Annotated in this window: 13 protein-coding genes; 9 read left to right on the top strand and 4 right to left on the bottom strand. The window is 58.0% G+C overall.

Going from position 1 to position 11502, the window contains the following annotated elements; translation table 11 throughout:
• Window positions 1-128: 128 nt before the first annotated feature.
• The 5 genes from AABB29_RS04300 to AABB29_RS04280 all read left to right on the top strand — a co-directional run bounded on the left by AABB29_RS04300 (window position 129) and on the right by AABB29_RS04280 (window position 3979).
• Entirely contained in the window at window positions 129-530 is a 402-nt protein-coding gene (locus AABB29_RS04300) for a rhodanese-like domain-containing protein (RefSeq protein ID WP_341368120.1), read from the top strand.
• A 9-nt stretch (window positions 531-539) separates the two neighbouring features.
• Window positions 540-1265, top strand: coding sequence for a carboxyltransferase domain-containing protein (locus AABB29_RS04295; protein ID WP_341368121.1), 726 nt, complete (start codon window positions 540-542; stop codon window positions 1263-1265).
• Entirely contained in the window at window positions 1265-2284 is a 1020-nt protein-coding gene (locus AABB29_RS04290; protein WP_373636791.1) for a biotin-dependent carboxyltransferase family protein, read from the top strand. The genes AABB29_RS04295 and AABB29_RS04290 overlap by 1 nt, the downstream gene beginning before the upstream one ends.
• Window positions 2285-3064 carry a 5-oxoprolinase subunit PxpA gene (locus AABB29_RS04285; RefSeq protein ID WP_341368123.1) on the top strand — a complete coding sequence of 260 codons (780 nt, stop codon included), beginning with the start codon at window positions 2285-2287 and terminating at the stop codon, window positions 3062-3064.
• A gap of 90 nt (window positions 3065-3154) precedes the next feature.
• Window positions 3155-3979 carry a bifunctional allantoicase/(S)-ureidoglycine aminohydrolase gene (locus AABB29_RS04280; protein ID WP_341368124.1) on the top strand — a complete coding sequence of 275 codons (825 nt, stop codon included), beginning with the start codon at window positions 3155-3157 and terminating at the stop codon, window positions 3977-3979.
• On the opposite strand, the gene AABB29_RS04275 is transcribed toward AABB29_RS04280, so the two are convergent.
• Together AABB29_RS04275 and AABB29_RS04270 are read right to left on the bottom strand one after the other, a co-directional pair.
• Complete coding sequence (locus AABB29_RS04275) at window positions 3951-4370, bottom strand: VOC family protein (RefSeq protein WP_341368125.1); 420 nt, start codon at window positions 4368-4370, stop codon at window positions 3951-3953. The genes AABB29_RS04280 and AABB29_RS04275 overlap by 29 nt on opposite strands.
• A 68-nt stretch (window positions 4371-4438) precedes the next feature.
• Window positions 4439-5125 carry an endonuclease/exonuclease/phosphatase family protein gene (locus tag AABB29_RS04270; RefSeq protein ID WP_341368126.1) on the bottom strand — a complete coding sequence of 229 codons (687 nt, stop codon included), beginning with the start codon at window positions 5123-5125 and terminating at the stop codon, window positions 4439-4441.
• A gap of 45 nt (window positions 5126-5170) precedes the next feature.
• Here AABB29_RS04270 and AABB29_RS04265 point away from each other — a divergent pair, with 45 nt between their 5' ends.
• Window positions 5171-5836 carry a hypothetical protein gene (locus AABB29_RS04265; RefSeq protein ID WP_341368127.1) on the top strand — a complete coding sequence of 222 codons (666 nt, stop codon included), beginning with the start codon at window positions 5171-5173 and terminating at the stop codon, window positions 5834-5836.
• A gap of 3 nt (window positions 5837-5839) precedes the next feature.
• Here AABB29_RS04265 and AABB29_RS04260 read toward each other — a convergent pair whose 3' ends face one another.
• On the bottom strand, window positions 5840-6844 hold the full coding sequence (locus AABB29_RS04260; protein ID WP_341368128.1) for an FAD-binding oxidoreductase: 1005 nt from the start codon (window positions 6842-6844) through the stop codon (window positions 5840-5842).
• Window positions 6845-6892: 48 nt separating this feature from the next.
• On the opposite strand from AABB29_RS04260, the gene mnmD reads away from it, so the two are divergent.
• Window positions 6893-7573 (top strand): tRNA (5-methylaminomethyl-2-thiouridine)(34)-methyltransferase MnmD, encoded by a 681-nt coding sequence (gene mnmD, locus AABB29_RS04255; protein ID WP_341368129.1) that lies wholly within the window; start codon window positions 6893-6895, stop codon window positions 7571-7573.
• Window positions 7563-8423, top strand: a complete 861-nt coding sequence (locus AABB29_RS04250; RefSeq protein ID WP_341368130.1) for a DMT family transporter — start codon at window positions 7563-7565, stop codon at window positions 8421-8423. The genes mnmD and AABB29_RS04250 overlap by 11 nt, the downstream gene beginning before the upstream one ends.
• 7 nt (window positions 8424-8430) lie before the next feature.
• Here AABB29_RS04250 and AABB29_RS04245 read toward each other — a convergent pair whose 3' ends face one another.
• Window positions 8431-10443, bottom strand: a complete 2013-nt coding sequence (locus tag AABB29_RS04245) for a lytic transglycosylase domain-containing protein (RefSeq protein ID WP_341368131.1) — start codon at window positions 10441-10443, stop codon at window positions 8431-8433.
• Between the two features lie 150 nt (window positions 10444-10593).
• Between AABB29_RS04245 and dapA the strand changes: the two genes are divergently transcribed.
• Window positions 10594-11466 (top strand): 4-hydroxy-tetrahydrodipicolinate synthase, encoded by an 873-nt coding sequence (gene dapA / locus AABB29_RS04240; RefSeq protein WP_341368132.1) that lies wholly within the window; start codon window positions 10594-10596, stop codon window positions 11464-11466.
• Window positions 11467-11502: the final 36 nt, after the last annotated feature.

The raw sequence follows: 11502 nt of genomic DNA, 5'->3' as shown, positions 1-11502 counted from the left end.
ACCTAGGGTAAATTTGGCAAGTTTGTACCGACCGCTCTTCCGGGACATGGGATAAGAAGGTATTAAAACAGTGCCTTCAATTGTTGCAAAACCTTGGATACCATTACGCCAAATAAAAGGACAAAGCCTTGTCAAAGCTGAAAATCTCTTCTGCTGAGTTGGTGCAAAGGGCGCGCGCCCGGATCGAAGAAGTCGATACGCAGGATGCCATCGCGATGCTGGACGATCCGAATGTGACCTTCGTGGATATACGCGACATCCGGGAGCGGCAGCGCAGTGGGTTCATCCCCGGCAGTTTCCATTGCCCTCGCGGCCTGGCCGAGTTTTGGATTGACCCTGATGGCGACTATTACAAAGAGATTTTTGGCGAAGACCGGACCTTCATTTTTCATTGTGCAATCGGTTGGCGGTCGGCGCTGACAGTTGCGACGCTGAACGATATGGGCTTTGCCTGCGTGCATCTCAAAGATGGGTTTAGTGATTGGGTACGCCAGAATGGTCCCATGCAAACGGCGGACGAAACACCTTAGGAACTGACAATGCCAACAGATCCTGAACTGTTGCCGCTGGGGATCGATGGGATCCTGGTGCGTTTTGCGCAGGTCCTTAGTGAAGCGGCCAATGCGCAGGCGCTGGCGTTTAAAGATCAGATGCAAAACGTACAGATCGACGGTGTGACCGAGGTTGCATCATCGCTCACCTCGGTCCGTATAGGCTTTGATCCCGCGCAAACGACCCGGGCAGCTGTGATGCAGGCGATCAGGGGCCAATTGGGTTCGGCTGGGGCATCAACGGACGGCCCGCGACGGATTTGGCGCATCCCTGCTGCGTTTGGGCCCGATTACGCACCGCAATTGGCCGAAGCGGCCACATTGGCCGGGATCAGCCGGGATCGGGCTATTGCCGAGATAACCGGCCAAATCACACGCGTTATTGCCATCGGCTTTGCGCCGGGGCAGCCTTATCTTGGAATGTTGCCGGATCATTGGGACATTCCCAGGCAAAGCAACTTAACAGATCACTTGCCGCGTGGCGCTTTGATTTGTGCGGTGCGGCAATTGATTATCTGGGGCGCGGATGCGCCAACAGGGTGGCGGCATATCGGGCAAACCGCCTTTCGTGTCTATTTGCCGGAAACCGGGACCCCATTCGCCTTTGAGCCCGGCGATGCAGTGCAATTTACGCCCGTTTCAGATAGCGCGTTTCAGGCGATCAAAGCGGATTCCAGCACAAATGGCGGTGCGCGATGCGAGGTGCTGCGCTGATGCCGTTTCTGAACATCCATAGCGCAGGGCCGGGGCTGACGGTACAGGACTTGGGGCGGCCGGGCTGGAAGGCACAGGGGCTCTCGACCGGGGGTGCGGCTGACCGGCTTGCACTTTTTGAGGCCAGCGCAATTTTAGGCGGCGCGCCCGATCAGGCGGTGATCGAAATGATGGGGTTTGGGGGCAGTTTTAGCTGCGATGCTCCGACGCGGTTTACCCTAACGGGCGCGCAGATGCAGGCCGATATCGATGGTGTGCGGCTGACGCCCTACAAAACCCAGATTTTGCGACCGGGGGAAAAGCTCACCATCGGCGGGGCTAAATCAGGGGTTTATGGCTATCTTGCTTTGGCGGGGGGGATCACAACGCCGCCAATCCTGCAAAGCCGGGCGACGCATCTGACCGCCGGGATCGGCAAGCGGTTGGAAAGCGGCGACCGGCTGCCTTTTGCAACAGACCCCGATCTGCTGAGCCCGCCATGCAAATTGACACCGCAAGACAGGTTTGGTGGCGGCCAGATCCGGGTGATGCCCGGCCCCCAAACCGGGTTCTTCGCAACTGATACGCTGGCCGATTTCACACAAACGGACTTCACCCGCAGCGCGCGGGGCAATCGGCAGGGTATCCGGCTGGATTACGATGGGAATGGTTTTCCTATCTCAGGGGGGCTGAGCATCGTTTCAGACCTGATCGTGCCGGGGGATATCCAGATGACCGGCGATGGGATACCCTATGTTCTGTTGGCAGAGTGCCAAACAATCGGTGGCTATCCCAGGATTGGCAGCGTGATCCCGGCTGATCTGCCTACAATCGCGCAGGCGGGGCCGGGGGCGGCGCTACAATTCACGTTCCTCAGCGTGGAAGAGGCCGATGTGACTGCCCAATCAGACCATGTTTTGCTGGCGCAGCTTCGATCAAACTGTGTGCCAATGATCCGCGACCCGCATGACATCGGCGACCTGCTCAGCTATCAACTGATCAGCGGTGTGACCTCTGGCGATGATCTCGAAAGGCCCTGAATGATACGTAACGTCGATCTGAACGCGGATATGGGCGAAGGTTTTGGGCCATGGAGCATGGGAGATGATGGGGCGCTTTTGGATATCGTGACCTCAGCCAATGTGGCTTGTGGTTTTCACGCGGGTGATCCGGATGTGATGGCGCAAACCATGCGTATGGCGGCCCAAAATGAGGTTGGGATCGGCGCGCATCCGGGGTTCGCAGACCTCAAAGGATTTGGCAGGCGGCAATTGCCACTTGGGCAGGACGAGATCGCCAATGCGGTCGCCTATCAGCTTGGGGCGGCGCAAGCGATGGCAAGACGCGCCGGGGGGCAGGTCAGACATCTGAAATTGCATGGGGCGCTGGCGAATATGGCCTCGGTTGATCATCAACTGGCAAAGACCTGCTATCAGGCTGCGCTCGATATCGACCCGGACATTATCATCATGGTGCTGGCTGCAACTGCCCAGGAAGAAGCGGCGCGCGCGCTGGGCTGTCACTGGGCTGGTGAGATTTTTTCGGACCGTGCCTATAATAACGATGCAACATTGGTGGATCGCAGCCTGCCCGGCGCGGTGCTTCATGACGCTAAGGTTGCTGCGCCGCGTATCCTGGACATGCTAAAGGCAGGGGCGATCATTGCCGAGTCTGGCAAGTACATCCCCTGCCAGATCGATACGATCTGCCTGCACGGGGATACACCCGGGGCGGTGGCAATGGCGCGGGGCATTCGGGACCACCTGAGCGAGGCCGGGATTACACTCGCCCCGTTAGCGGGTCCGGCCCAGACGCGCTGAACTTTCAAACAAAGCCGAAAGAACCTATCACGGCATAGCGCTGTCACTGAGGCAGGGAATGGCGTTTAGTGGCGGGTAAAGGACTGCGCGATGACCATCCGTTCATACTACAAGCCCCAAGGCGGGCTACCATCACAGACAGAATTGCTGACGGGGCGGGCTGTTTTCACAGATGCCTATGCGGTGATCCCAAAAGGGACGATGACAGATATCGTCACCAGCCAGCTGCCATTTTGGGACAAAACACGCGCCTGGGTGCTGGCGCGGCCGCTGTCAGGCTTCGCAGAGACCTTTAGCCAATACATTGTTGAGGTCGCACCCGGCGGTGGCAGCACAAAACCCGAAACGGACCCACGGGCCCAAGGGGTGCTTTTTGTGGTGGATGGCGGGTTTGATCTGATTATCGATGGGCAAAGCCATAAAATGCGGGCAGGCAGCTATGCTTATCTGCCACCGGCATGCGATTGGACGGTGCAAAACAAGAGCGATCATAGCACAAGTTTCCATTGGATCCGCAAAGCCTATGAGGCCATCGATGGGATCGACAGCCCGATCGCTTTCGTCTCAGACGAAGGTCAGGCGGATGTTGTGCCAATGCCCGATACCAACGGGGCCTGGACCACCGCGCGTTTCGTAGACCCGGCCGATATGCGCCACGACATGCATGTGAATATCGTGACGCTGCAGCCGGGGGCAACAATTCCCTTTGCCGAAACTCATGTGATGGAACACGGGCTTTACGTGCTTCAAGGCAAAGGGGTCTATCGGCTGAACCAGGATTGGGTTGAGGTCGAAGCAGGCGATTTTATGTGGCTGCGCGCTTTTTGCCCGCAGGCTTGCTATGCAGGCGGACCACAACCGTTCCGCTATCTACTCTATAAGGACGTCAATCGGCACATGCGTCTTGATCGGTGATGGGGGTTGAAATCTCGACCAAATTACCATCCGGGTCGCGCAGATAAAGGGACAGGATCGGGCCGGTCGCGCCTGTTCTTTTGATCGGACCTTCTTCGATTGTCACTTCACGGGCCTCAAAATGTGCGGCCCATGCCGCGAGCGGTTCGTCTGACAGAAAACACAAATCGGCGGAACCCGGGGCGGGGCGCATGGCATGCGGCTGAAACGGGGTCTTTGCTGGGTGCAAATTGATCTTTTGGGCACCAAATTTCAGCGCCCAGCGGATTGAGCCGTCGGCCGGGTGGAACTGCTCAACCGTCATTCCCAAGATATCAACGTAAAACGCAATGCTGCGATCCATATCGGCGACGGTCAGTACCAAATGATCCAAAGCAGAAACCTGTGGCATTGCGTTTTCCCTTCAACAAAACCATCGCGCAAACACGCAACGCCAGCCAGATGAAAATTCTAGAATTTTCATGCGGGCGCGATATCGGCCCAGATGGGTAAATGATCTGATGCACGTTTGGCGGGGCCGTCCTTGACCACGCCTGCGGCTGTCACGGTCAACCCGTCCGATACCGCGATCCGGTCCAGCGCTGCAATTGGGCGGGCGGCATGAAAGCTGTGGCCGGGGGCATGGATTTCGAAGCCCTGCAATGCATCCAACCCCTTCTTGGGTGACCACTCATTAAAATCACCAGCGACAATACTGCGCTTTGCACCCGTCAATTGTTTGGCAATCGCGCGTAATTGATGGATACGGTGGCGGCGCATCAGGCCCAAATGGGTCGCGATCAGGCTGATACCGCCCAGTTCGACACGCAAGGCGCCGCGGGGCTCGAGCCCCGGCAGCGCGATATGTGTGATGGAACCATGATGCAGGTCGTTGCGGATCAAGACTGCATTGCCATGCCAGCCCAAACTCACCTCATTACGGGCCGCGGGTACAACGGCGAAATCGGTTTCTGCAGCGATCAGCGACGGGCAAAGCGCAGATGGCCGCTGCCCCAAACGGTGATCGGCCTCTTGCAGGGCGATGACATCCGCATCCAACCCATTGATCACCTGCAAAATCCGCAATTGATCACGTTTGCGATCCAACCCTTTGGCCTTTCGGATGTTGTAACTGGCGATCCGAAACCCTTTATCTAAAGCAGTCATGCGTCAGATATAGGTATGTCAGGCATATCGCAAAAGGGGGCAGGCATGGTGCGGGTCTTTGGACAGAGCTGGATTGTGATATCCCTGTGGGGGCTTCTTCTGGGCACTTCGCTGACGGCGCTGGTCTTTGGATTATGGGAGCTCAGCTTTGTGGCCTTCGCCACTTTCACACTTGCGATCACTCCGGCGATCCTAGCATCACGGCTTCATGTCACGCTTCCGGTGCCCTTCCTTGTAGCGACAACAGTCTTCATTTTCGCCAGTGTTTTCATGGGCGAAGCCTTTGATTTTTATGAAAGGGTCTGGTGGTGGGACATCGCCTTGCACGGGGCGTCATCCATAAGCTTTGGGCTGATCGGATTTTTGTTTATCTTCATGCTCTTCGATGGTGATCGCTACGCCGCACCGCCTTTTGCCTTGGCCTTTATCGCCTTCTGCGTGGGCATGACCGTCGGCCCAGTCTGGGAGGTCTTTGAATTTTTGATGGACAGCTGGTTCGGGCTGAATATGCAGAAATCCGGTTTAGTCGACACGATGCATGACATCATGATCAACGGGGTCGGCGCCACGCTTGGTTCATTTGCCGGCTATCTTTATTTGACGGGTCAGAATGGCGGTATTTTCAACCGGTTGATCAGTCAATTTGTGACTTTGAACAAAACGCTTTACCGTAAATCCGCGGCCAAACTGCGTAATGATAACTCCGATTGAAAGCTACGCCCGAAAACCCATCGGGATAGCGTCCTGACCATCCAATATCAGATCAGCCATGACATGCCCCACTTTCGGAGCCATGCCAAAACCGATTTTGAAGCCGCCATTGGCAATGAACTGACCGGGCCTTGTGGGATGTAGCCCCAAGATTGGCGCGCGGCTTTTTGAGCGGGGACGCACCCCGGCCCACCGTTCGATCACCGGCGCATCGGCGAGCATCGGGCAGGCCTTGATTGCACGCACCAGCACATCATCCAAAGCCGTGTCAGTTTTGGCCGGATCATCAAATTCCCGTTCAGAGGTTGATCCAATCGCAACAGTGCCATTCCGGTGGGGAATAATATGAAGACTATCGGCAAAAAGCTGGGGCTGCCCTGCGGCATGGTAATCTAGCAAGACGGCTTGGCCCTTCACACCCGTTCCACCAACCTCCTGCACACCGGGCCAGCCGGTGGCCCAAACTACTGCGCCTTCATGCGGGCCATCCGCGCAAACCTCGCCGCCCAACGCGCTTACGGCCTTGGCCAAGGCATGTGTTGCCAGCCTTGGATGGATCAGGGCCGACAGCGTGTCGCGGATCACCAACCCGGTTGGCGAAGGGGGAACCCAAGCGGTGTCAGGCACCGGAATGACCTCCCACATGGCATGGGATTGCCACAAAGCAGCGGCGCTTTCGGCCCGGGCGCGGGCCAATTGCACAGCCCGGTCATCAGCCAAAGGCTGTAGACGGCCTGTCCGGGCATAGCCGACATCCGCATTGGTCAATGTCGCGATATCGCGCCAAAAATCAGTGGCACTGATCAGGCTATCAAACTGAAAGGCTTTCTTTTCATTCCAATTCTCCGGGACATGGGGGGCCAATGCACCGACGATCCCGCCGCTTGATCCGGCAGCGACACCGTTGGGGTCGATGACCCGAACACAGGCGCCGCGACGGGCGCAGGCATAAGCGACCGATAGTCCAAAGATACCTGCCCCCATCACTGTCACATCAGCCGTTGCCATTCTGCGTCCTTCCGCCCAAAGATGGGCGCAATTGTAAGGCGGGCGGGCATGACAGACCAGACAGCAAAACTCGATTGGCGGGACGGGGTGCCGATCGCAAGCGCTTTCGATGATCCGTATTATTCGCTCGATAATGGATTGGCCGAAACCGAGCATGTGTTTTTGGCGGGGAACAATCTACCGGCCCGGTTTGATGATGATATCGCAATTGCCGAATTGGGTTTTGGAACCGGGCTCAATCTGTTGGTGACCTGGGCGGCTTGGGCGGCAAACGGTCGGCGGGGCAGGCTGCAATTTACATCCTTCGAAGCCTATCCCATGGCGTGCGACGACATGCAGCAAGCGCTCGCGCATTTTCCTGCTCTTGCAGATTATGCCGGGCAATTGCTGCAGGAATGGACGCCCGGTGCCAGGCCTGTGCAATTGACGGACGGGCCAAAGCTACATGTGATTGTGGGGGATGCACGACAGACAGTTCCGACATGGGATGGGATGGCGGATGCATGGTATCTTGACGGGTTTTCGCCAGCCAAGAACCCGCAATTATGGGAACCATCGCTTTTGCAGGCGGTCGCGCAACATACCCGCCCAAACGGAACCGCTGCGACCTATAGCGCGGCAGGGCATGTCAGGAAGAGCCTCGAAAATGCGGGTTTTGACGTAATGCGCGTGCCCGGTTTCGGGCGCAAACGGCATATGAGCATGGCGAGGCTGCGGAATGCAAAATAACCCTCGACTTGGGGTCATGTTGATGATCCTGACGACCTTCGTCTTTGCCGTGCAAGACGGCATATCGCGGCATTTGGCCGGGCAGTATAACGTCATGATGATCGTGATGATCCGTTATTGGTTCTTTGCGGCGTTCGTGATCGCTGTGGCGGCGCGCAAAGAAGGGTCAATCCGGGCGGCTGCCGCAACAAATCAACCGGCATTACAGATCTTTCGGGGGGTGCTGTTGTCGCTTGAGATTTGCGTGATGGTGGCCGCTTTTGTTCTTTTGGGGCTGGTAGAAAGCCATGCGATCTTTGCCTGTTATCCCTTGCTTATCGCGGCGCTGTCGGGGCCGGTATTGGGTGAACAGGTCGGTTGGCGGCGCTGGGCGGCGATTGGGGTGGGTTTCATTGGGGTGCTGGTGATCTTGCAGCCAGGATACACGGTCTTTGCGCCCGAAGCTGCGGTGCCGCTTTTGTCGGCCTTGATGTTCGCACTTTACGGGCTTCTGACCCGCTATGCGGCGCGTCAGGACAGCGCGGCGACGTCCTTCTTTTGGACGGGCACATCAGGCGCAGTGGTAATGAGCATCGCAGGCATCTGGTATTGGGAGCCGATGACATCGGACGGCTGGATGTGGATGAGCATCCTTTGCCTGACCGGGGCGGGTGGGCATTGGCTCTTGATCAAAACCTACGAGGTGGCCGAGGCGAGCGCAGTGCAACCCTTCGCCTATCTGCAACTGGTGTTTGCCAGCGCGATTGGCCTCTTTATCATGGGTGAAACGCTGCGGCCGAATGTGGCAATCGGGGCTGCCGTTGTGGTTGCCGCAGGGCTTTTCACCTTGTGGAGAGAGCGCAGGTCATAAACCTGTCTTACCCCCGATCTGGCCGCGCAATGGGGCGCAGCGCCGGGACAGGCTCGGCCTCAGCTGCTTGCGGATCAGGGCGGGCACGGGGGCGCAGTAGGGGCTTTTCCCCAATCAGCAAGGTGGTAAAGGCGACAGGGCCCACTTGGCCGGTCAAACGGGCCTCATAAATTGGAATGCTCTCAGTGACACGCATCACGTAGTTTCGGGTCTCGCGAAAGGGGATATGTTCGATCCAGTCAACCACATCCATCTCGCGCAGGCGCGGGTCGCCGCGCTCATCCATCCAGGTTTTGGGGCGGCTGGGACCGGCATTATAGCCGGCGGCAATCATCACAGGCGTTGGGCCAAAGTCCTCTTGCAGAATTGACAGATATTTGGTGCCCAACTGTGCGTTATATTGCCAGTCAGTGGTCAGCCGGCCGCGGGAATAGGGCAAATCCAGAAAGCCTGCGACCTCTTCTGCCGTGGCAGGCATCAGTTGCATCAGGCCAAGTGCGCCGACGGGGCTGCCAATCCCTATATTGAACTCGCTTTCGCGGCGGGCGATGGACAGTGACAAGGCGGGATCGGCGGGCAGGTCCATATCAGCCAGATCGTGGCGGGGAAAATAGATCGACGGGATCAATACATCGCGGGTCACAGCCGTTTTGCCAAGCAGCAGCGTATAATATTGCTCATCAATCTGATTCAAATAAGCGCCCAATTGGGCAAGCGGCTCGGGGTCAAGCATGCGTCCCAGATGGGCAAAAAACGTAACCGCATGACCGCGCTCACCGGCGGCTAGCAACATCATCGCGGCCTGCACAACCGGTTGATCAAAGACAGGGGCACCGGCCCAGGCTGCATCGGCGCTGGCCAAACTTGGGTCAAGCGGTCGCCCGATCTTTTCAGAGGCCAGCAAGCCATAAAAACCGGTCTGATGGACGGCAGCAGCGGCATAAGCGGTCGCGGCCAGATCGGCCTGACCTGTCACCTCATGGGTGCGGCCAATCCAATATTGCATCCGGCCAATGGAAATCGGGCTGCTGACAACCTTTGACGCGTTCTCAAAATGGGATAGCGCCAAGTCGGGATTTCCCAGATAAGTCAGCGCAATATAGCCCGACAGCCATTCCAGATCGGCATAGGCGGCACCCTCTGTCAGAAAATGCCGTGACGCCAACGCATAGGCCTGATCGGCGCGGCCCGCGCGCATTTCCCAGCGGGCCAATGATCGGCGCCAACCTGACCAGCGAAACGGCTCGCCCAAAGCCGCACGCGAGGTTGAGCGTTCCAGCAAAACCTCGACCGCTTCCTCGCGACTGCCGCGATTGGCCAGCCATGTGTAGCGGGAATAGATCAGCCCGGCATCCTCGCGCAGGGCAGAAGGGACAGCGTTGTAAAGGGGCAGCATATTCCGGGTGCCCGCAAGATAGCCCATGCGCGCCTCGGCCAGCGCCCGTTGACCGGGCGTTAGCAATGGCAGCATGCGGGTGGCCTCTGTCCGGCGGTGACGCCAAAGCAGCGCATCGGTGCGGGCCTCGTGAAAGGGCTCTAACACATCGGAAAATGCGGCGAGCATGGCATCATGGCCCGATTTTGTCAGGCGCAAATCAATCCAGGCACTGCGCAAGGCGGCGCGGGCCTCTTCGACCTGACCTGTCGTCATCAATGTCTCGGCGAGCCGCACGGCCCCTTCGCCGGTCTGGGGCGGATGCTCTGCAAACCAGGTGATCACGGCCTGCGGATCATGGCCTTTTTCGATGGTACGTTCGGCAGCGGCGCGCAGCCGGTCAAGCCCGGGCCAATCGGGGTTGCTGCCAATAAAGGCCTGATATTCGGTAAAAGACGCTTCGCCATCGCGCAGACGAAGCCAGGTCAGCACATCTGCCGTGACCGGACCGGGGGCCAGTTCATAGGCCTGCGTCCAGCCTTCTTCGGCAGAATCGATCGCGGCGATACTGGCCGGATTGACCGTCTGCGACCACGCAGGGGCGGCCAGCAAAATAGCGGCGAAAATCGGGGAAAGGGTTTTCATCAAGGTTTCAATACCGTCGGTTCACAAAATAAGATAACCCGCAGGCGGACAATCACAACTCACAAACTTGGCAATCGGCAGAAAGGCGTCTAGGGTCCGCGCGATTTTGACAGGGGCGATTCAAGCCCCCATCCAAGAAGGAAGCGTGCCATGTTCAAGGGATCTCTCCCCGCCCTCATCACGCCGTTTGAGAACGGCCAGGTTGATGTGGCTGCGCTGAAGAAACTTGTGAACTGGCATATCGCGCAAGGCTCAAACGGGTTGGTTCCTGTGGGCACAACGGGCGAAAGCCCGACGCTGAGCCATGAAGAACATGATCTGGTTGTCGAAACTGTGGTCAGCGAAGCCGCCGGGCGCATTCCGGTGATCGCAGGGGCAGGTTCGAATAACACAGCCGAAACCGTGCGGCTTGTGCAAGCGGCCAAGGCCGCGGGGGCGGATGGGGCGCTTGTTGTCACGCCTTATTATAATAAGCCAACGCAGCGTGGGCTGATCGCGCATTTTACGGCGGCTGCTGATTGCGGTCTGCCGATCATCATCTACAATATCCCGCCACGCTCAGTCATCGATATGACGCCTGATACAATGGCAGAACTGGCGCAGCATGAGATGATCGTCGGGGTCAAAGATGCCACCGCCGATCTGTCGCGTGTGCCTGCGACGCGGATGCGATGCGGGGCGGATTTCGTGCAATTGTCCGGCGAAGATGCCACCGCGCTGGGGTTCAACGCGCATGGCGGGGTGGGCTGCATTTCGGTCTCAGCCAATATCGCGCCGAAACTGATCGCCGAATTTCAGGCCAGCACCTTGGCGGGCGATTACGCAACCGCACTCACGCAACTTGACCGGTTGATGCCGCTGCATGAGGCCGTCTTTACCGAACCTGGGTTGGTCGGGGCCAAATACGGCATGTCGCTATTAGGGCTCTGCAGCGCAGAAGTCCGCTCGCCTCTGACCGGATTGATGGACAGCACCAAGGATAAAATCCGCGCGGCCATGGTCCATGCCGGTCTTTTGAACTGAAGCGCGATAGATGCCCGGGTAAATGGTAAAACGAGA

Origin of the sequence: Yoonia sp. BS5-3, from assembly GCF_038069655.2 — a bacterium.
GTDB classification, from domain to species: Bacteria; Pseudomonadota; Alphaproteobacteria; order Rhodobacterales; family Rhodobacteraceae; genus Yoonia; species Yoonia phaeophyticola.
Note: the sequence above shows the minus strand (reverse complement) of the source record. Positions and strands in the feature narration are given on the sequence as shown.